The organism is Bacillus sp. PSXD-155 (assembly GCF_049310765.1).
GTDB classification, from domain to species: domain Bacteria; phylum Bacillota; class Bacilli; order Bacillales; family Bacillaceae_G; genus Bacillus_A; species Bacillus_A cereus.
In genome coordinates this window covers 195,091-213,946 of the sequence record NZ_JBMOWC010000005.1, presented here as the reverse complement: position 1 = coordinate 213,946, position 18,856 = coordinate 195,091, and the positions used below count along the sequence as shown (strand labels likewise).

Genomic DNA, 18,856 nt, shown 5'->3' with positions numbered 1-18,856 from the left:
GCAAAGATTGTAGATAGAGAAAAGAGTTGAAACACGGTATGAATGCACGTAAGCAATTATGGATAGCAGTTATATGTATGACTTTTGTTGTAATTCTAGGAACGATAGGATTTATGACAATTGAAGAGATTAGTTTGTTTCAAGCATTTTGGATGACGATGATTACTGTATTGACTGTTGGATACGGAGATGCCGTTCCAGTAACGCAAGCAGGGAAAGTATTTGCGCTCCTTATTATTCCTGTTGGTGTAGGTATTGTTACGTATGCAATTGGGGTAGTGGCAGCTATGATTATTGAAGGGAATTTATTTCATGCAGTACGGAGGAAGAAGATGGATAAACAAATAGCGCAGTTGAAAAATCATATTATAGTATGTGGTTGCGGTAGAGTGGGGCTTCAAGTTGTACATGAATTGCAAGAAAAGAACATTCCATTTGTCGTTGTTGATAAAGATGAAAGTATATTGGAGCAGGAAAAGCTTTTATTTGTACATGGAGATGCAACGGAAGATCAAGTATTACATAATGCCGGAATTTTAAAAGCAGCTGGTTTAGTTGCTATTGTTGCAAATGATGCCGAAAATGTATTTATTACATTAACAGCAAGAGGATTAAACGATACGATTAAAATTGTGGCGAGATCTGAAAAGCCAGAAACTGAAGAGAAATTAAGGCGTGCTGGTGCAAATAAGGTTATTAATCCATCTAGTATGGCAGGTATTCATATAGCAAAAGGTATTGCAAATCCATTAACCGTTCATTATATTGATACAGTGTTGTATGGAGTAGAACAGTCATTTGTCATTGAAGAAATTCTAGTTGGCAAAGATTCAATACTAGTCGGTAAATCGTTACTAGAGAGTAATGTAAGGAATCAGTTTGATGTAACGATATTAGCGATTTCAAGAAATGGGAATATTATACATAATCCAACAGGGCAGGAAAAACTACAAGAACATGATATGATAATAGTATTTGGTTCAGTAGAGAAACTGGGACAATTTGAGAAAGAATTACAAAGTACGAGGTGATAAGGAATGCAAATATCTAGTGACAAGATTTTAAATAAAATGGCGAATGAAATTGCGAAGGCAAAAAGTAGCGAAGGACAAAAGTCAAAAGAACATTTATTAGTTGTGCGTGCTTTATGCGATTTACTATTAGATGAACAGGTTGAATCTTCTACGTATAGGGAGCCGCAAATTCAATCGCAAGTAATTGGATCACAGCCTATAACAACAGTTCAACCAGTTATACCAGTTTCTGGAGAACCTGTGTATATAAAAGAAGAAGGTGCAAATGGTAATTCTTTATTTGATTTTTAAGAATTAAATCGTTTGGCTTATATGAAAAAATTGCTTATGATAAAGGTAAAAAAGGGGAATTAAGATGAAAATTTTCTTTTTACTAGGTTGTATTGCAGCGGGGCTATCTGTTGCGTTAGGGGCCTTTGGAGCACACGGTTTAGAAAATAAAATTTCTGCGAAAATGTTAGAAGTTTGGAAAACAGGCGTTACATATCAGATGTTTCATGCAGGTGGATTATTCGTAGTTGCTTTATTGATGGATAAGGTTCAATCATCACTTTTAACTACTGCTGGTTGGCTAATGGTAGCTGGGATTATTATGTTCTCAGGTAGTTTGTATGCATTAAGTACGACAGGCATTAAGTTCTTTGGCCCAATTACACCTCTTGGTGGTGTAGCGTTTATTGTGGCGTGGATTCTAGTAGGGACTGCAGTTGTAAAAGGATTATAAAAAACAAAAGCTGGCATTTGCCAGCTTTTTTTATGGTCTTGGAGTATAAGTTGCTTGTTGACTAGGTAAATACGTAATTTCTTCTGGAAATTCTACGTAATCTAAGTAGATCATTAATAGTAAATAGCGTTTTCCTGATTGCGGTTCACTAATAACGATATGGTCACGGCCGGCTGCTTCAATAATACCTGTATAAGATTGTGTACCAAGGGAACTGCCACGTTCATAAGTCATTACAACTGTAGCTTGCTTACCTTTGTTTAAACGAAGGATATTTTCAATATAGGATTGCTCTAGAGGTAACATGCCTTGAGAAATTGCATATTGAGCTTGCGCAGCTTGAGCTGTTTGTTGTTGCATTGCTTGCTGTTGTTGTTGAGTCATTTGTTGTGGTTGGACATAAGTTCCAGATGGTTGATAAAAACCTGTTCCATAGTACGGATTTTGTTGCTGTGCCATTCAAAAATCCCTCCTCATTTTCATCTCTTAATATACGCTAGGACAGTCTTCACCAGATGGTTGGAAGAAGCAGTGCTTTTTGAAGCGACCAGAGTTTTGTTGGTTATACCAAGTTGGTGGACAAGGACCTTCAGGTCTAAAGAACCATAAGGCAAAGTTAGCGGGCCAAAAACGTTGTCCTTGAATAGTTCGCCTTGCTAAGGCGATATCTTGTTCACGGGCTCTTTGATAAAAATATCCTTTTTGTGTTGCCTCAAAACCACCAGGATTTTGATACACCATTTGACGTAAATTACGAATACTTTTAAAGTCTAAACAATTTCCGCGGACACGATTTACCCCAACGTTTCCGACCATTAACATTCCTTGTTGCCCTTCTCCTTCGGCTTCAGCACGCATCAGTCTAGCTAACAACTTTACATCTGCTTCGTTATAAGCAATAACACCCATTATGTGTCACCTCTCTTTTTGTAATACCTTTTGGAAAGAGGTTTATTTCTAGATGAAGTGTGGAACAATTACTAGTTCATACGTATGAGAAAAAGGACTCAGATATGACAACCAAACGAAGTTTTACATTGAGAGAGGAAAATAAAAAAAGCTAGCGTGAGCTAGCTTTTCATCATTAAAATACTTTAGACCATAAGTTTGAGAAGAAATCTCCAATAGAGCGCATTGTTAGCACAAACCAATTTGCTTTTTCAACTTCCTCTGTTGTTTTTGCAGTAACTTTCATACTTTTACTACCGTCTAAGAAACCATATTTATCAGTTGATTCTAAAGTAATTGAGCCTACTTTAGCATCTTTCTTAACAGGAGCAACTAAATGTCCATCTTCAGCAAGAGATTTATCTAATTCAGTCCCAATTTTATAAGGATCTTTGCTACCTTTTTTTGCAATTACTGTTATTTCTTTTTCAGGTGCAACCGTTACTTGATCTTCTTTCCCTTTTACTACAGAGATTGTGTTATTTTTATCAACCTTGAGCTTTTGTTTTTCGAAGTTATTAAATCCATATTCGATTAATTCACGAGATTCTGTGAAGCGCTCGTCCATTGATTTCGTTTTAATAATAACCGAGATAAGACGTAAATCACCGCGTTTCGCAGTAATAGTAAATCCATATCCAGCTGTATCAGAACTTCCTGTTTTTAAACCATCAGTACCTTCATAAGCGAAGGCAGCTCCTGGTAACATCCAGTTCCAGTTTTCCATACGAATTGGTTTTGGATGATTGTCTGGGAAGTTTCTAAATCTTTGTTTTGTATCCTCTAGCATTTCTGGATACTTTGTAATCATTACTTTTGAAAGTATACCCATATCGCGAGCTGACATAGAGTTTTCTGCATTTGGATCAGTACCCTCGGGATGTTTCCCTTTTAAGTCAGCGTTATTTAAACCAGTAGCGTTTACAAATTTATATTTCTTTAACCCTAGTTTTTTTGCATGTTCATTTGCAAGATTTAAGAAGTTTTTCTCACTTTCTGCAAGTAGCTCTGCTAAAGCAATACTAGACCCGTTTGCAGAGAAGATAACAATAGAATGATATAATTCTTTTACAGTATATTGACGTCCTTTTTCGAACGGTACGTTAGAGAATTCATTATTACGTGAGACTTCATAAGCGTAATCGGAAATATTTACTTTCGTATCCCAAGTAATTTTCCCTTCTTTAATTGCTTCTAAAACAGCGTAAACAACAATTAATTTTGACATACTAGCAATAGCTAGCAGTTCGTCTGGGTTTTGTTCATGCAGTATTTTCCCTGTATCTGCATCAAATAGAAGTGCAGCAGCAGCTTCTATTTGTATTTTTTCTTCCGCATGGGATGTTGTTACTTCTAAGGAAGAAATTGACAATAGAAGCGCTAGTAAAATAGACAAGATTTTCTTCATATAAATTATCACCTTCGCATCGTTATTAGCATATAGCTCGTACCATTTTAGCATGAATTTGGATATAGAAAAGTTACAATTTTGTAAGGAATTTGTCGGTTTTTGTTCGAATTTGCGGGAAAAAGGAGTTTTTTGAGGAGAAATATAGAGGGAAATAAAAAAAGGAACGAATTTCGTCCCTTTTTCAATATTATATGTGTAAAAATTTCTCTACTTTTTCGTCTGGTAAGATGTTTCCAACGAAGAATGTTCCGAATTCACCATAACGAGCACTTACTTCATCAAATCGCATTTCATATATAAGTTTCTTAAATTGAAGAACATCGTCAGCGAATAATGTTACGCCCCACTCGAAATCATCGAATCCAACAGATCCTGAAATAACTTGGCGTACTTTCCCTGCGTATTGGCGACCAATCTTGCTGTGACTGTACATCATTTTTTTACGCTCTTCCATAGGAAGCATGTACCAGTTGTCATCACCTTGGCGACGCTTATCCATTGGATAGAAGCAAATATGATTTGCTTTCGGTAATTCAGGATATAAGCGAGCTAAAATTTGTGGATTTTGATATGGATCCTCATCAGCTGGAAGGTAGTTGCTTAGTTCAACAACAGATACGTAAGAATATGCAGGAACCATATATTCAGCTAATGTTGTTTTATTCAATTCTGTCTCAATTTCATTTAACTCTTCCATTGTTGGACGTAAAATCATAAGCATAATATCAGCTTTTTGACCAACAACTGTATACATTGCGTGACTACCTTTTTTCGCAGTAGCTACTTCGTTCCATTTTTCAACGACATTTAAAAATTCAGACACTGCTTGTCCGCGTTCGTCGCTAGATAATGTTTTCCATGCAGCCCAATCAATAGAACGTAAATCATGTAAACAATACCAGCCATCTAACGTTGTTGTTGCTTCACTCATTCTATTCACCTCAGTTAATGATAGTTTTACACGTTAACTATAGCATATATAGTTTTAAAATCATCTATATAAAACCTTGGCGCATAAAATTGTCACATTTAAGTGTTTAAGCGAGGTGAATTTAACGGCTGAATTTTATGAAAATATAATCATTTTTATTTTATCTATTTTTTGGGAGCTATAAGTTTAAAATATAGAAGAAAAGCAGTATTCTTAAAGATAGAGTTTTTTAACATATGTAGGAGGGTTTATTCGTGAGCAACTTATTTACAACAGTAAAAGAAAAAGTTCAAGGAAAAGGCATTTCTATCGTACTTCCTGAAGGAACTGATGAAAGAATTTTAGGCGCTGCAGAGCGTTTAGCAAAAGAAGAGTTAGTAAAACCAATCTTAGTTGGTAATAAGGAAGAAATTAGCGCAAAAGCTGCTAGCATGAATTTAACATTAGCAGGCGTTGATATTTACGACCCAGCTACATACGAAGAAATGGATGCAATGGTAGCATCTTTCGTTGAACGCCGTAAAGGTAAAGCAACTGAAGAAGACGCTCGCAAAATCCTTAAAGACGAAAACTACTTCGGTACAATGCTTGTATACATGGGCAAAGCACACGGTTTAGTAAGTGGTGCAGCTCACTCTACAGCTGATACAGTTCGTCCGGCACTTCAAATTATTAAAACAAAACCAGGCGTTACAAAAACTTCTGGCGTATTCATCATGGTACGTGAAGAAGAGAAATATGTATTCGCTGATTGCGCAATTAACATTGCACCAAACAGCCAAGATTTAGCTGAAATCGGTATCGAAAGTGCGAAAACTGCTGAGTTATTCGGCATTGATCCACGTGTTGCTATGTTAAGCTTCTCTACAAAAGGTTCTGCGAAATCTCCAGAAACAGAAAAAGTTGTAGAAGCAACTCGCATTGCAAAAGAAATGGCTCCTGAGTTAACTTTAGATGGAGAATTCCAATTCGATGCTGCATTCGTACCATCTGTAGCGGAGAAAAAAGCTCCAGGTTCTACAATTAAAGGTGATGCTAACGTATTCGTATTCCCAAGCTTAGAAGCTGGTAATATCGGCTACAAAATCGCTCAACGTTTAGGTAACTTCGAAGCAGTAGGACCAATCTTACAAGGTTTAAACATGCCTGTAAATGACCTGTCTCGTGGATGTAACGAAGAAGAAGTGTACAAGTTAGCTTTAATTACAGCAGCTCAAGCACTTTAATTCTAAAATGAATTAGTATGGAAAATGACCACCCTTAGGGTGGTCATTTTTATTTTTCTAAGCCAAGTGCTTTATTATTACGATCAATAATACGTTGTAAATTCGTCTCATATAAAGGAATCTCATCTATTGTTAATTGAGATGGTGTTAACTTTGGAGCGAATTGCTGCAATGTTTTTAAAAGACGCATCATTAAATCTTGTACTGTAATGGTTTCGCCAAGTAATTCTGAGAGTGAGGCCATCGTACTTGGTACAATTTCAGGGTACGTAAAGCGTGTTTCTTTTCCTTGAATTGCTAGGTTGTAGAAATCACGAACGAGTGCGGCACGCTCAGAGCCACTTCCGGTAGCACAGAGATAAATTTGGACAGCGACACCGCCGCGAATACGACGTTGTGAAATACCAGCGAATTTTTGATTGCGAATACTTAAGTCATAACTACCAGGACAGTAAGAGCCAACAATTTCTTTTGCCTCGATAGTAACGTTGTAATCCTTTAACATCTCCTTAATTAAATGCCACATCGTATCGTATCCAAGATCAATATCGATACCTTTTTCTGTTTCTTGGAATAAAAGTGATACGTTTAAAACACCTTCATCAAGCACGACTGCAAGCCCGCCAGAATTACGAACAATAACATTGAAGTTGTGTTGTTTTAAAAAAGAAATACCTTCTTCTAAATGCGGAAGGCGTGAATCTTGAATGCCAAGGACAATTGTATTGTGATGAACCCAAGAACGCATTGTTGCGGCTGAATTGCCATTTCCAATGCTTGTGCATAATGTGTCATCCATTGCGAATGACTGAAGTGCGTGGAATGTTGGTCCCAAACTAGACTGATCTACAATGCGCCACTCTGGCTGAGATAAAATGGAACGGGAATTGCTCATATAACTAACCCCTTATCTTTAAAATGACAATCTCTATTATAGCAAAAAATGAAGAATGGAGTTTTCTCACATATAAAGGGGGAGCTTAAAGGTGAAATAATAAAAAGGATGCATTACATGCATCCTTTTTATTCTGCAATTTTTTCTAAATTACCGTTTCGGTCCATTCGGAAAGATGTTTGAGAACGTTCTTCGTCATCCATGACTGCCAATTTACGAGCTCGGTTCATAATGTTCATAAGTGTTTCGTAATCTTCTTGTACAGTATGAGATTGCTTTTCTAACTTTTCTAGTTTCTTTTCTAGTTCCTCATTCCGAAGGATTTGTGCTTTAATTTCTTGTTTCAATCTCGTATTCTCGTTTTCAAGAGCTGTCACTTTTATATTTGAAGATCCGACTGTTTGTAAAAAATAAATAACATCTTGCATTGTCATAGAGCTTCTTGCAGCAGGAGCAGTAGATTCTTGATATGGAATAGCTTCTTTATATTGTACGATTGATTCCTCTTGTACTAATTCTTCATAATCAGTTATCGAATCTGAAGCTGGTGGTGTATAAAGTAAACGTTTTTTCGCTTGTTCACCGCTTGCAGCACGCATTTTATCTTTACGATGTTTTTTTGCTAGTTGAAGAGCTTGTTCATAGCTATAGCGAACGACAGCATTCCAGCGGAAACCACAAGCAGCAGATGTACGATTTAACTGATCTCCTACTTCCTCAAATGCATTTAATTGCGTACTTCCTTCTCGAACATGACGAAGTACCGTTTCAGCAAGTAATAAATCATCCTCATCTGTCCAAGCATCTTGTCTTACTTTCATAGATTCAACTCCCTTTCTTTTTATGAACTTCCTATTTTTATAATGGGCAAAAAAATAAACTTTTATACAAAGCTTTTAAAAATATGGTAGATTTCGATGAAAGGTAAAAATTTTCCCATGAATGGTGAGCGCTTCTGTAGGAGAGCATATAAATATGTAGCATTATGTAGAGAATAGGCTTTGTAGGGAAACTTGCAACGAGCTTCAAAGAGCGGTAAAATACCATTTAGTGTTTATTTTTAAACGAACTTGAGAAAAGTTTAAAATAGAGGAAGTGTTATATAATGGGAAACGAATTTCGCGTGTGCGATGACTGTCAGGCAACGAACGTTAAAACGTTAGTTCCGAAGTTAAAAAAAGTAGATTCATGTGCAACGATTGAAGTTGGATGTCAGTCTTACTGTGGTCCTGGTCGTAAAAAATCATTCGCATTTGTAAATAACCGTCCAGTTGCGGCTCCAACAGAAGATGAGTTAATCGTAAAAATTGAAGCAAAGTTAAATAAGTAAGAAAAAGAAGAGTGAAAAGATTACTCTTCTTTTTTTATGCCCATAAGAGGAAAGATTTATTCTGCGAAAGTACTCTTGTGTGGACGAACGTTTTCTAAAGGATGGATATAACTTTTGTATTAAAGTTCCAATTTATATAAATTTATATTTCAAAATAATGGTTGACAGTCTTTTAAAGCGATAGGTAGAATAGAAGTGTCTGATTCTGAGAATCATTATCAGGAAAATAACAATTCACCTAATTTTTTTATTGCTATTTGAGAATAAATTTCATTTTAATAAATATATGTTGTTGGTTAGGATGGTTGAGGGATGGAAGCGAGCGCAAGCAGTATAGAACAGCAAGAAGAGAATGTTAAAGAGATTAAGAGCAGACCGCTCATCGCTTCTATTATTTTAGTAGCGGGTACAGTTTTGTTAGCTTTAAGCATGGCAGTTTCTATTTCTTTTGGGGCTGCAGATATTAGTTTAAAGACTGTATGGCAAGCTGTATTTCAGTTTGATGGATCTATTACACATCATAACGTAATTCAAGAGCTTCGCATGCCTAGAGCAATAGGGGGCGTAGTTGCAGGTGCCTTTTTAGCGGTATCAGGAGCAATTATGCAAGGCATGACGCGAAATCCACTTGCTTCACCATCGTTAATGGGAATTACAGATGGGGCTGTATTTGGAATTGCAATTATGTATGCATTTTTCCCTAATTCACCTTATTTAATGTTTGTTATCGCATCTTTTATTGGAGCTGCGTTTGGTGCAAGCATTGTATATGGAATTGGGTCTTCTTCACCAGGTGGATTAACACCTGTGAAATTAGCTTTAGCAGGTGCAGCTATTAGTGCTTTATTAGGGGCAATTTCATCTGGAATCGCATTGTATTTTAATCTTGCCCAAGAGGTGAGCATGTGGAATGCAGGCGGAGTTGCTGGAGTGAAATGGCAAAGTATTAATATGTTAGTGCCAATTGGCCTTGTTTGTCTTTTTATCGCAATTATGATGTCGAGATATATTACAATTTTGAGCTTCGGTGAAGAAATTGCAATTGGACTTGGTCAAAATACGACATTAATTAAATTTATCGGAACAGTACTTGTTCTTGTTTTAACGGGTTCCGCAGTTTCCATGGCAGGATCAGTAGGGTTTGTTGGTCTTGTAATCCCGCATATGACTCGTTTCCTTGTAGGCTCGGACTATAGATGGGTTATTCCATGTTCTGCGGTCTTAGGCGGGCTGTTAATTGAATGTGCAGATATGTTATCTCGCGTTATTAACCCGCCATTTGAAACGCCAATTGGAGCAATTACAGCGCTAATTGGGGTTCCATTCTTCCTCTACTTAGCACGTAATGAAGGGAGAGGAAAGATGTGAGGACGAGTGTCTTAACAAAAAAGAACATTTCTATATTAACGATTTTAGTAGGACTAATCGTTTCTATATTTCTTATTAGTTTAAATACAGGAACTTTTAAAATACCCCCAATGGACGTATTAAAGTCATTGGTTGGACTAGGGGCTGAAGATCAGTCTGTTATTTTATTTGAATTCCGTATGCCGCGTATGGTAATTGCTATACTAGTCGGATCTGCTTTAGCTATGTCAGGTGCGATTTTGCAAGGTTTATCACGAAATCCACTTGCTGATCCAGGTATTATAGGGATTAATGCTGGAGCGGGATTAACAGTTGTTATATTCGTCTACTTCTTCTTCGGGAAAGTAGGGACTGGTACATTTTTATCTGTATTCATTCTTCCATTTTTCGCACTAGTTGGAGCGATATTAGCAGCGGTAATTATTTATTTATTAGCATGGAAAGACGGCGTTTCATCGACTCGATTAATACTAGTCGGTATTGCCGTTGCAGCTGGATTTGGAGCTGTTAGTTTAATTTTCTCTATGAAGATGACATCTAACGATTTTCGTTTTGCTACGATTTGGCTGGCGGGAAGTCTGTGGGGTACAGATTGGAAATTCGTATTAAGTGTACTTCCATGGATGGTTATTTTCTTACCGCTTGCTATAAGTAAAGCACACATATTAAATGTAATGAACCTAGGCGATTCTACAGCAGTTGGCCTTGGTGTAAATGTAGAAAAAGAAAGACGTAAATTATTATTTATTGCAGTTTGTTTAGCGGGTGCATCTGTTGCTGTTGCCGGTGGAATTGGCTTTATCGGTTTAATGGCCCCGCATTTAGCAAGGCGCCTTGTTGGTGGCAAACATCAAATCATGTTGCCCACAGCTGCGCTAATAGGAACGTTTTTACTTTTATTCGCAGACGTAATTTCAAGAAGTGTACTAACAACTTCAGAAATACCAGTCGGTCTTGTTATTTCTGTAATTGGTGCACCGTATTTCATTTATTTACTTATGAGGACAAAATAAAGGGAGGCTTTTCGTATGGCAACTTTAGCGGTTGATGCGGTATCTGTTGGCTATAATGAAGGTTTAATTATTGATGGATTAACAGTTGAAATTCCGGAAGGGAAAATTACAACAATTATTGGGCCAAATGGTTGTGGGAAGTCCACATTATTAAAAACGGCGTCTCGTATTTTGAAGGCAAAACAAGGTACTGTTTATCTTGACGGAAAAGCAATTGAGAAACAGCCAACGAAAGAAATTGCAAAGAAAATGGCGATTTTACCACAAACTGCAGAAGTACCAACGGGTCTTACTGTATTTGAGCTTGTGTCATACGGAAGATTCCCTCATCAAAAAGGGTTTGGCACGTTGAAAGAAGAGGATTATCGCTACATTAACTGGGCACTTGAAGTGACAGGAATGAAAGAATTTGCGAATCGTCCAGCAGAAGCGCTATCTGGTGGTCAACGTCAACGTGTTTGGATTGCAATGGCTCTTGCACAAGGAACAGAATTACTTGTATTGGATGAACCAACAACGTACTTAGATATGGCTCATCAATTAGAAGTATTAAACTTATTGAAAAAGTTAAATGAAGAAGAAGGTAGAACGATTGTTATGGTTATCCATGACTTAAACCACGCTTCTCGTTTCTCAGATCATATGATTGCATTAAAAGCAGGTAAGTTAATGAAACAAGGAACACCAGATGAAGTTATGACAAGTGAAACACTTCGTAACGTATTTGAGATTGAAGCTCAAATCGTTCCATGTCCAGTAAACTGTAAGCCAATTTGCTTAACATATGATTTAGCGATGATTAGTAATCAATTGCGTAAAAAAGCTTAAGTAGAACCCCCTCGTGAAGAGGGGGGACTTCTAATGGACGTTGAGCTTCTTATATAAGAATGGGAAGTTGAACGCCCGTTAGAATGGGGTATTAACAACAATTAATAAAAATATATTGATTAATTGTTATCTTCGTTTCTTATAGTTCATTGCAACTTATAAGATAAATACAGCTAGAAGGAGTGGGAACATGAAGAATTTTAAAATGGCACTATTAGCAATGGTATTAGTTGTGACTTCTGTACTATTTGCTGCTTGTTCTAACAAAGAAGAAGAAAAGAAAGCAGATGCAAAGACTGAAGAGCGCACTGTAAAACATGCAAAAGGGGAAATTAAAATTCCTGCAAACCCAAAGAAAATTGCTGACCTTAGTGGTTCAACAGAAGAATTATTAATTTTCGGTATGAAACCGGTTATTACTGCTAATACATCTCAAGAAAAAATTGATGCACATATTGAAAAGAAACTAAAAGACGTTAAACCAGTTGGTTCTGCTTGGGGCGATAAAATTAACATCGAAGCAGTAGCTGCTGCAAAACCAGATTTAATTCTTGTAAATAATCGTCAAGAAAAGATTTATGATCAATTATCTAAAATTGCACCAACAGTTATGTTAAACACTCCATTAGATCAATGGCGTCCAAAATTCGAAGAAGTAGGTCAAATCTTCGGTAAAGAAAAAGAAACAAAAGAATGGTTCAAAAAGTATGATGAAAAAGCAAGCAAATTACATGACAAAATCGTCGCTAAAACTGGTGAAGCAACATTCATGAAAATGGCTGCGTATCCAAATGCTTTCCGCGTATACGGTGACTACGGTTACGGTAGCGTAATCTTTAATGATTTAAAACTACCAGCAGTTAAAGGTACACCAACTGATAAACCACTAGTACAAGTACAAAAAGAAGCTTTAATCGATTACAACCCAGATTACTTATTCGTATTTACAACTGGTGACGGTTCTCAGCGCTTAAAAGAATTCCAAGAAGAATCAATTTGGAAAAACATGAACGCTGTTAAAAACAACCACGTATTCACAATTAAAAATGAAGACTTAAACAAAGGTTACTTCCCATTAGGGAAAGATATGATCTTAGACGAAGTTGCTGAATTCGTTTTAGGTAAATAATGTATAAAGGAAATCACTTTTACTTCGGTAAAGGTGATTTTTTCTTTTTATAAAGGTAATTAATACAGTCTTTCATTTCTTTCTGTTTCTCATTTCGTTTATAATATAAAGTAAGAATGTAGTAAAGAAAGGGGGATGTCGGAAAGTGGTATATTTAAACGACAAACTCAGCGAAACAAAAGTGTTTAAAGACCCAGTACATAAATATGTGCACGTGCGTGATCGTGTTATTTGGGATTTAATCGGAACGAAAGAATTTCAACGCTTGCGCCGTATTAAGCAGCTTGGAACGACATTTTTTACATTTCACGGTGCAGAGCATAGTCGCTTTACTCATTCGTTAGGTGTATACGAAATTATTCGTCGTATGATTGATGATGTGTTTGATGGCAGACCAAATTGGAATGCTGAAGATAGATTGTTATGTTTATGTGCGGCATTACTTCATGATGTCGGTCACGGCCCATTTTCTCACTCGTTTGAAAAAGTATTTTCATTAGATCATGAGAAATTTACGCAAAAGATTATTGTTGGCAATACGGAGATTAATGATGTATTAAGTCGTGTTGATAAGGAGTTTCCACAAAAGGTAGCAGATGTAATTGCAAAAACGTCTACTAATAAATTAGCAATTAGTATGATTTCGAGCCAAATTGATGCGGATCGTATGGATTATTTATTAAGAGATGCTTATTTTACAGGCGTAAAGTATGGAAACTTCGATATGGAACGTATACTGCGTGTAATGCGCCCGTATGGGGATCAAGTAGTCATTAAAAATAGTGGTATGCATGCTGTTGAGCATTACATTATGAGTCGTTATCAAATGTATTGGCAAGTATATTTCCATCCGGTAACGCGAAGTGCAGAAGTTATTTTAACGAAGATTTTACACCGTGCTAAATCATTGCACGAGAAGTATTATACATTTAAAAATCATCCTGTTCATTTCTATTCTTTATTTGAAGAAGAAGTAACAGTAGAGGATTATTTAAAGTTAGACGAGAACGTTATGTATTACTACTTCCAAGTATGGCAGGAAGAAGAAGATCCAATTTTAAGCGATCTATGCCGCCGTTTTATGAATCGAAACCTATTTAAATATGTAGAGTTTACAGATAAACACGGTTTAGATAATTGGATGGAATTAAGTAGTTTATTTAAAAAGATTGGACTTGATCCGGAGTATTATTTAGTAGTTGATTCAACATCAGACTTACCGTATGACTTTTATCGTGCAGGAGAAGAAGAAGAGCGTTTGCCAATCCTACTTCTTATGCCAAACGGAGAGCTTAGAGAGCTTTCACGTGAATCGGATATTGTTGAGGCGATTACAGGTAAGAAAAGAACGGACCAAAAGCTATTCTATCCACATGATTTAATCTATGAAGATGGAAGAAAAGGAAAATATAAAGAGAGAATTATTGAGTTGTTAGAAGGAAAGAAATAAGAAGCAGCTAGTGGCTGCTTCTTATGAAAAACTTGAAATTATTTGTCGCTTAAGCGTTTTCCGCCAACTGCATAATGATTCTTAGACATTTCTTCGATGAAAACAACGATGTTTTCTTCAGGAGCACCAGTTGTTTCGCTTACTGCTGCTGTTACTTTCTCAGCAAGAGCTTTCTTTTGTTCTTCTGTGCGTCCTTCTAGCATTTTCACTGTTACGTATGGCATGTACAATCGCTCCTTTTATGTAAGTTACACTCTTATTATAGCGGATTATGGGGAAGAACAATCGAAAAAACAAATAATTTCTTTTTTTGACATATGGAAGAGGAGATGAAGTATGGATCAGTTATTTAGATATCCATTGCACGAAATTCCGTTGGTAGCAATGGCGATTATTATTGCATTATCCGTTCATGAATTTGCACATGCATATGTTGCATATAAATTTGGGGACGATACAGCAAAGAGACAAGGGCGTTTAACGCTATCACCGATGGCTCATTTAGACCCTATCGGTTTGATTGCAGTATTAATTCTTGGATTCGGTTGGGCAAGACCGGTTCCTGTTAACCCATATAACTTTAAAAGACCGCGTCTTGCAGGCATATTAGTTTCAATTGCAGGGCCGATTAGTAACTTAATTTTAAGTGCAATTGGTTTAATTATTTTGTATAGCTTAGCAGTATTTGGAGTGTTAGATGCAGTTCCAGTTGCAGTAGCTGAAACATTAGGAAAGTTTTTTGAGCTCTTTATTATGTTAAATATTGTTTTACTTGTATTTAATTTATTACCGATCCCGCCACTTGATGGGTATCGTGTAGTGGAAGATTTAGCACCAGCAAATATTCGCGCGAAAATGACACAGTATGAAAAATATGGAGCGATTGCGTTATTAATTCTCGTTATTACACCGCTTAGTAATTACACAATTCAACCTATTTTCCAGGTAGTTATTCCGCATGTATTAATGTTTTTACAAAGTATCATTGCGCCTATTTTTGGCCTGTTATAATTTTTAAGTGAGGAGGATTTTACATATGACAGAGAAAAAGAAAAAAATCGGTTTTAATATCGTGAAAAATGATTCAACAGATGGACATGGTGGATTTGGTGTTGGGGCATTAAGCCTAGAAAACATTTCACCTGTATTTGTTGATGTACTAGAGAAAACTGCATTCGTTGATATCGGTGCGATGCATGCGCGTAGTACAGTAGAAAAAGGTATTAAGTTTTTAACAAATAAAGATGAAGTTCCAAACGGAAAACCATTTTGGCTTGTTTGGGTAACGATTGAAAGAACTGCAACTGGTGCTTATTACGCAGGTGTAACAGCTTGTGAAATGACAGTAGACCGTGAAATTCGTCGCGGATATAAATCACTTCCAGAACACGTAAACAAAATGGATAAATCAATGAAGCGTCACATTATGGTTGACCATATGGATGAATCATCTAAAAAAGTACTTGGTACGTTCTTGAAAGAACATAATGAAGCGATTTGGAACGAATCTAGTGAAGAATTGCGCCTTGCATTATTAAGTGAATAAAAAATAGCTGACGGATGCCCGTCAGCTATTTTTTTTACCAAGGAAGATATTTTTTCCACCAACTTGTTTTTTTCTTTTCTTCAGTCGTTTTTTCAAATTCTTCTTTATCATCGACGTGATCCATACAATATTCAGTCGGTTCGGTACCTTTAGCGAAATACATTTTCACAGAAATAGGACAATTTTTTGTAGCAATTTTACCGTTCTCTGGGTTGATATTAACCGCTACGACGTCACCTGGTTGTTTAAATTCTTTTTTGGGCTGTCCATCTAAGCCTTTCTCCATCGTATCAGTCCATATTTTCTTCGCATATCCTTGTTCTGCTACGTTTGAAATAGATTTAGGTTGATCATATCCGACCCATACACCTGTTACGATTTGCGGAGTAAATCCGATCATCCAACTATCCGTTTCAGTAGAACCAGATTTTCCGGCATATGTTCTTGATAATTTTGATAACATCGATTGGCCAGTTACAGCAGCATAACTGCTTAGTTTCTTATTAAACATACCGGTCATCATTTCTTCCATTACAAACGCTTTGCTCTTGTCGAGAACTTGTTTACTCTCTAAATGAGCATCGTATAATATATTTCCTTCATGATCCATAATGCGGCGAATGAAAGTAGGTTTTACTTCTTTTCCACCGTTTGCGAACATGCTATAAGCGTTAACCATTTCAATTGGTTTTACGGGTGATGTGCCGAGAGCTAGAGAAGGCACATCTTTTAATGCACTTGTAATTCCAAATTGTTTTGCTGTTTTTGCGAGTGCGTCATCTCCTAAAAATAAATTCGTTTTTACAGCATATATGTTATCAGAGACTGCGAGAGCTTGTGCCATCGTTACAAAATCATCTGCATAATAATCTTTATAGTTTTTTGGTTTATACTTTGAAACGCCGTCACCTAAAGTAAATACAGTATATTCGCTTTTTAAGCGCGTAGCAGGCGTGAATCCTCGTTCTAATGCTGCATAATATAGAAATGGCTTAAATGTAGAACCAGGCTGACGAACGGCTTGTGTAGCCCTGTTAAATTGACTCGTAGTATAATCAGTTCCGCCAACAAGAGCAGCCACTTCACCTGTCGTTGGATTCATAGAGACGAGAGCAGTTTGTATGTTTGTTGTGTCAGGTATATGATCTTTTACAGCTTGCTCTGCTACAGCTTGTAGTTTAGGGTCTAGCGTTGTATAAATTCGCAAGCCACCCCGTTGTAAAGCTTGTTCGTCTAATCCAACATCACGAAGAAGCGAAGCTTGTACAGCATCTTGGAAATATGGTGCGACCTCTGCTACTTTTTTCGTATCTAATGAGGCAAAAGTTAGTGGCTCTTTCTTCGCTAAGGCTGCTTGTTGCTTCGTAATATATCCTTGTTCGACCATTTCATCTAATATGAGAGCTTGTCGTCCTTTAGCACGATCCTCTTTCAAAAAGGGAGAATAGACACTTGGCCCTTTCGGGATACCTGCGAGCATACTAGCTTCTGCTAATGTTAAATCTTTTGCTGTTTTATCGAAATATAGACGGGACGCAGCTTCGATTCCATAAGCGCCATGTCCGTAATAAATTGTATTTAAATATCCTTCTAAAATATGATTTTTATTATAGTTTACTTCAAGGCGGACAGTGTACATTGCCTCTAATAATTTCCGTTTCCACGTTTTATCATGATCTAAATACAGATTACGCGCGTATTGTTGTGTAATTGTACTAGCTCCTTGTACCTTTGCCATCGCTTTTAAATCAGCAACAATTGCACCTGCAATCCGTTTCACATCGAAGCCGTGATGTTTATAAAATCTTTGATCTTCAATAGAAAGGGTCGCTTCTTTTACATAAGGTGAAATTTCATTAAGAGAGACATTGTAACGTTTTTGAATTTCATTACTTTGTCCAATAACAGTATCATCGTTTGCGTAAAAGACGCTTGTTTGTGGGACCGCAACAGGAGGAGGTCCCATAATTTTTGCAACTATAATAATAACAAAAAAAGAAAAAACGAAGAAAAGGACGCAAGAAAACATTGCGGTGAAGAAAAGACGTTTATATTTTTTAAGTTTTGGATTCATAGTTTGATCCATCTTTTTTCAGCCCCTCATTAATACAAGCGTTATTGTATTAGTATTGAGGGTTTTCATTTATTTTAAACAATGAAATTTCGAAAATAAAAAGCTCCTTCCATTAAGAAAGGAGCTCAAAGGCACGTGCTGGCCAATCGGTAATGATGACATCTACACCATAATCAATCATAGTTTGTAAATCTTTGTATTCGTTAATTGTATATGGACGGAAAACATATCCTTGCTCTTGTGCTAATTGCACAAATTCTTTCGTTAATAGCTGGAAGTTTGGATGTAATCCACTTGCTTTTCTCTGTTTTGCTTCGGCAATTGGATCAGCAATCGGTGTATCATATAAAATTGCTCTTGGGATTTCAGGAGCAATTTCTGCTAATAATGAAACAGAGTCATGGTTAAATGATGAAAATACAATTTGATTAGAAAGATGATATTCGCGCACAAGTGCAACAGCTTTTTCCTCAATATTTGGGTAATGAATAACATCTGTCTTTAATTCAATATTTAGTTGTAAGTTCGTTGTGGAAAGCCAAATGAAAATCTCACGCAACGTTGGGATTTTTGCTTCATGGAAAGAAGGGTCTTTATAGCTACCAGCGTCCAATGATTGTAGTTCCTCTACCGTTTTTTCCGAAACAAGTCCAACGCCATTTGTTGTACGATCGACGGTTTCATCGTGAATTACGACAAGTTCACCATCTTTTGATAAGTGGACATCGAGTTCAATTCCTTGAGCGCCAATGCGTTCTGCTTCTTGGAAGGCAATCATCGTATTTTCGGGATGTGTACCTTTTACTCCGCGGTGAGCGAAAATAAGTGGTTTACTCATGTGAAATTCTCCTTATTATCTCTTTTCTTTCATTATGAAACTGCTTTAGGGAAAATACAATTGAATATGATAAACATTTACAAAAGTCTAACAGTTGCAGAAAAGTTAACG

Annotated in this window: 21 protein-coding genes; 12 read left to right on the top strand and 9 right to left on the bottom strand. The window is 36.6% G+C overall.

All coding sequences use genetic code 11. The features are described from left to right. Positions 1 to 38: 38 nt before the first annotated feature. From ACO6VI_RS07580 to ACO6VI_RS07570, 3 genes are all read left to right on the top strand, one after another. A complete protein-coding gene (locus ACO6VI_RS07580) occupies positions 39 to 1,031 on the top strand; it encodes a potassium channel family protein (RefSeq protein ID WP_000993985.1) in 993 nt (330 codons plus the stop codon). A gap of 6 nt (positions 1,032 to 1,037) precedes the next feature. After that, positions 1,038 to 1,325: a YwdI family protein gene (locus tag ACO6VI_RS07575; RefSeq protein ID WP_001167346.1), complete on the top strand. Its 288-nt coding sequence runs from the start codon at positions 1,038 to 1,040 to the stop codon at positions 1,323 to 1,325. Between the two features lie 64 nt (positions 1,326 to 1,389). Next, positions 1,390 to 1,758, top strand: coding sequence for a DUF423 domain-containing protein (locus tag ACO6VI_RS07570; RefSeq protein WP_000688315.1), 369 nt, complete (start codon positions 1,390 to 1,392; stop codon positions 1,756 to 1,758). 30 nt (positions 1,759 to 1,788) lie between these two features. On the opposite strand, the gene gerQ is transcribed toward ACO6VI_RS07570, so the two are convergent. The 4 genes from gerQ to hemQ all read right to left on the bottom strand — a co-directional run bounded on the left by gerQ (position 1,789) and on the right by hemQ (position 5,048). Continuing rightward, positions 1,789 to 2,217, bottom strand: coding sequence for a spore coat protein GerQ (gerQ, locus tag ACO6VI_RS07565; protein ID WP_000068652.1), 429 nt, complete (start codon positions 2,215 to 2,217; stop codon positions 1,789 to 1,791). Between the two features lie 27 nt (positions 2,218 to 2,244). Next, the gene (gene cwlJ, locus ACO6VI_RS07560; protein WP_000538155.1) at positions 2,245 to 2,667 is read right to left on the bottom strand and encodes a cell wall hydrolase CwlJ; all 423 of its coding nucleotides are present in this window, start codon (positions 2,665 to 2,667) and stop codon (positions 2,245 to 2,247) included. A 175-nt stretch (positions 2,668 to 2,842) separates the two neighbouring features. Next, positions 2,843 to 4,114 (bottom strand): serine hydrolase, encoded by a 1,272-nt coding sequence (locus ACO6VI_RS07555; RefSeq protein WP_000722833.1) that lies wholly within the window; start codon positions 4,112 to 4,114, stop codon positions 2,843 to 2,845. A gap of 190 nt (positions 4,115 to 4,304) precedes the next feature. Beyond that, a complete protein-coding gene (gene hemQ / locus ACO6VI_RS07550) occupies positions 4,305 to 5,048 on the bottom strand; it encodes a hydrogen peroxide-dependent heme synthase (RefSeq protein WP_001287595.1) in 744 nt (247 codons plus the stop codon). Positions 5,049 to 5,302: 254 nt separating this feature from the next. Here hemQ and pta point away from each other — a divergent pair, with 254 nt between their 5' ends. After that, positions 5,303 to 6,274, top strand: a complete 972-nt coding sequence (pta, locus tag ACO6VI_RS07545; RefSeq protein ID WP_000067215.1) for a phosphate acetyltransferase — start codon at positions 5,303 to 5,305, stop codon at positions 6,272 to 6,274. A gap of 49 nt (positions 6,275 to 6,323) precedes the next feature. Here the strand turns inward: pta and ACO6VI_RS07540 are convergent, their stop codons facing one another. Together ACO6VI_RS07540 and ACO6VI_RS07535 are read right to left on the bottom strand one after the other, a co-directional pair. Continuing rightward, a complete protein-coding gene (locus tag ACO6VI_RS07540) occupies positions 6,324 to 7,169 on the bottom strand; it encodes a lipoate--protein ligase family protein (RefSeq protein ID WP_000071953.1) in 846 nt (281 codons plus the stop codon). A 128-nt stretch (positions 7,170 to 7,297) separates the two neighbouring features. Next, positions 7,298 to 7,990 carry an RsfA family transcriptional regulator gene (locus ACO6VI_RS07535; RefSeq protein ID WP_000868358.1) on the bottom strand — a complete coding sequence of 231 codons (693 nt, stop codon included), beginning with the start codon at positions 7,988 to 7,990 and terminating at the stop codon, positions 7,298 to 7,300. A gap of 284 nt (positions 7,991 to 8,274) precedes the next feature. Between ACO6VI_RS07535 and ACO6VI_RS07530 the strand changes: the two genes are divergently transcribed. The 6 genes from ACO6VI_RS07530 (at position 8,275) to ACO6VI_RS07505 (ending at position 14,287) form a co-directional block, all read left to right on the top strand. Further along, positions 8,275 to 8,499: a DUF1450 domain-containing protein gene (locus ACO6VI_RS07530; RefSeq protein WP_000526079.1), complete on the top strand. Its 225-nt coding sequence runs from the start codon at positions 8,275 to 8,277 to the stop codon at positions 8,497 to 8,499. A 312-nt stretch (positions 8,500 to 8,811) separates the two neighbouring features. Continuing rightward, entirely contained in the window at positions 8,812 to 9,867 is a 1,056-nt protein-coding gene (locus tag ACO6VI_RS07525) for a FecCD family ABC transporter permease (RefSeq protein WP_000388296.1), read from the top strand. Next, complete coding sequence (locus tag ACO6VI_RS07520) at positions 9,864 to 10,880, top strand: FecCD family ABC transporter permease (RefSeq protein ID WP_001260757.1); 1,017 nt, start codon at positions 9,864 to 9,866, stop codon at positions 10,878 to 10,880. The genes ACO6VI_RS07525 and ACO6VI_RS07520 overlap by 4 nt, the downstream gene beginning before the upstream one ends. A gap of 15 nt (positions 10,881 to 10,895) precedes the next feature. Further along, complete coding sequence (locus tag ACO6VI_RS07515) at positions 10,896 to 11,708, top strand: ABC transporter ATP-binding protein (RefSeq protein WP_000212068.1); 813 nt, start codon at positions 10,896 to 10,898, stop codon at positions 11,706 to 11,708. Between the two features lie 190 nt (positions 11,709 to 11,898). Next, positions 11,899 to 12,837, top strand: a complete 939-nt coding sequence (locus tag ACO6VI_RS07510; protein ID WP_000787724.1) for an ABC transporter substrate-binding protein — start codon at positions 11,899 to 11,901, stop codon at positions 12,835 to 12,837. Between the two features lie 145 nt (positions 12,838 to 12,982). Further along, positions 12,983 to 14,287, top strand: a complete 1,305-nt coding sequence (locus tag ACO6VI_RS07505) for an HD domain-containing protein (RefSeq protein WP_000262741.1) — start codon at positions 12,983 to 12,985, stop codon at positions 14,285 to 14,287. Between the two features lie 38 nt (positions 14,288 to 14,325). On the opposite strand, the gene ACO6VI_RS07500 is transcribed toward ACO6VI_RS07505, so the two are convergent. After that, a complete protein-coding gene (locus tag ACO6VI_RS07500; protein ID WP_001147171.1) occupies positions 14,326 to 14,511 on the bottom strand; it encodes a 2-hydroxymuconate tautomerase in 186 nt (61 codons plus the stop codon). 112 nt (positions 14,512 to 14,623) lie between these two features. On the opposite strand from ACO6VI_RS07500, the gene ACO6VI_RS07495 reads away from it, so the two are divergent. Both ACO6VI_RS07495 and ACO6VI_RS07490 read left to right on the top strand, forming a co-directional pair. After that, positions 14,624 to 15,298, top strand: coding sequence for a site-2 protease family protein (locus ACO6VI_RS07495; protein ID WP_000372443.1), 675 nt, complete (start codon positions 14,624 to 14,626; stop codon positions 15,296 to 15,298). Between the two features lie 25 nt (positions 15,299 to 15,323). Beyond that, positions 15,324 to 15,833: a YwhD family protein gene (locus tag ACO6VI_RS07490; RefSeq protein ID WP_000136682.1), complete on the top strand. Its 510-nt coding sequence runs from the start codon at positions 15,324 to 15,326 to the stop codon at positions 15,831 to 15,833. 34 nt (positions 15,834 to 15,867) lie between these two features. Here the strand turns inward: ACO6VI_RS07490 and ACO6VI_RS07485 are convergent, their stop codons facing one another. Together ACO6VI_RS07485 and ACO6VI_RS07480 are read right to left on the bottom strand one after the other, a co-directional pair. Continuing rightward, positions 15,868 to 17,919 carry a transglycosylase domain-containing protein gene (locus tag ACO6VI_RS07485; RefSeq protein WP_000372960.1) on the bottom strand — a complete coding sequence of 684 codons (2,052 nt, stop codon included), beginning with the start codon at positions 17,917 to 17,919 and terminating at the stop codon, positions 15,868 to 15,870. 100 nt (positions 17,920 to 18,019) lie between these two features. Further along, positions 18,020 to 18,745: a glycerophosphodiester phosphodiesterase gene (locus ACO6VI_RS07480; protein ID WP_161520355.1), complete on the bottom strand. Its 726-nt coding sequence runs from the start codon at positions 18,743 to 18,745 to the stop codon at positions 18,020 to 18,022. Between the last annotated feature and the right edge of the window lie 111 nt (positions 18,746 to 18,856).

What these genes read in the sequence shown, in the direction of transcription:
- ACO6VI_RS07485 (WP_000372960.1), bottom strand. Translation starts at nt 17,919, where the DNA reads ATGGATCAAACTATGAATCCAAAACTTAAAAAATATAAACGTCTTTTC.
- ACO6VI_RS07500 (WP_001147171.1), bottom strand. Translation starts at nt 14,511, where the DNA reads ATGCCATACGTAACAGTGAAAATGCTAGAAGGACGCACAGAAGAACAA.
- cwlJ (WP_000538155.1), bottom strand. Translation starts at nt 2,667, where the DNA reads ATGGGTGTTATTGCTTATAACGAAGCAGATGTAAAGTTGTTAGCTAGA.
- ACO6VI_RS07575 (WP_001167346.1), top strand. Translation starts at nt 1,038, where the DNA reads ATGCAAATATCTAGTGACAAGATTTTAAATAAAATGGCGAATGAAATT.
- ACO6VI_RS07480 (WP_161520355.1), bottom strand. Translation starts at nt 18,745, where the DNA reads ATGAGTAAACCACTTATTTTCGCTCACCGCGGAGTAAAAGGTACACAT.
- ACO6VI_RS07580 (WP_000993985.1), top strand. Translation starts at nt 39, where the DNA reads ATGAATGCACGTAAGCAATTATGGATAGCAGTTATATGTATGACTTTT.
- ACO6VI_RS07530 (WP_000526079.1), top strand. Translation starts at nt 8,275, where the DNA reads ATGGGAAACGAATTTCGCGTGTGCGATGACTGTCAGGCAACGAACGTT.
- ACO6VI_RS07555 (WP_000722833.1), bottom strand. Translation starts at nt 4,114, where the DNA reads ATGAAGAAAATCTTGTCTATTTTACTAGCGCTTCTATTGTCAATTTCT.
- ACO6VI_RS07535 (WP_000868358.1), bottom strand. Translation starts at nt 7,990, where the DNA reads ATGAAAGTAAGACAAGATGCTTGGACAGATGAGGATGATTTATTACTT.
- ACO6VI_RS07490 (WP_000136682.1), top strand. Translation starts at nt 15,324, where the DNA reads ATGACAGAGAAAAAGAAAAAAATCGGTTTTAATATCGTGAAAAATGAT.
- ACO6VI_RS07570 (WP_000688315.1), top strand. Translation starts at nt 1,390, where the DNA reads ATGAAAATTTTCTTTTTACTAGGTTGTATTGCAGCGGGGCTATCTGTT.
- ACO6VI_RS07525 (WP_000388296.1), top strand. Translation starts at nt 8,812, where the DNA reads ATGGAAGCGAGCGCAAGCAGTATAGAACAGCAAGAAGAGAATGTTAAA.
- ACO6VI_RS07495 (WP_000372443.1), top strand. Translation starts at nt 14,624, where the DNA reads ATGGATCAGTTATTTAGATATCCATTGCACGAAATTCCGTTGGTAGCA.
- hemQ (WP_001287595.1), bottom strand. Translation starts at nt 5,048, where the DNA reads ATGAGTGAAGCAACAACAACGTTAGATGGCTGGTATTGTTTACATGAT.
- gerQ (WP_000068652.1), bottom strand. Translation starts at nt 2,217, where the DNA reads ATGGCACAGCAACAAAATCCGTACTATGGAACAGGTTTTTATCAACCA.
- ACO6VI_RS07515 (WP_000212068.1), top strand. Translation starts at nt 10,896, where the DNA reads ATGGCAACTTTAGCGGTTGATGCGGTATCTGTTGGCTATAATGAAGGT.
- ACO6VI_RS07540 (WP_000071953.1), bottom strand. Translation starts at nt 7,169, where the DNA reads ATGAGCAATTCCCGTTCCATTTTATCTCAGCCAGAGTGGCGCATTGTA.
- ACO6VI_RS07510 (WP_000787724.1), top strand. Translation starts at nt 11,899, where the DNA reads ATGAAGAATTTTAAAATGGCACTATTAGCAATGGTATTAGTTGTGACT.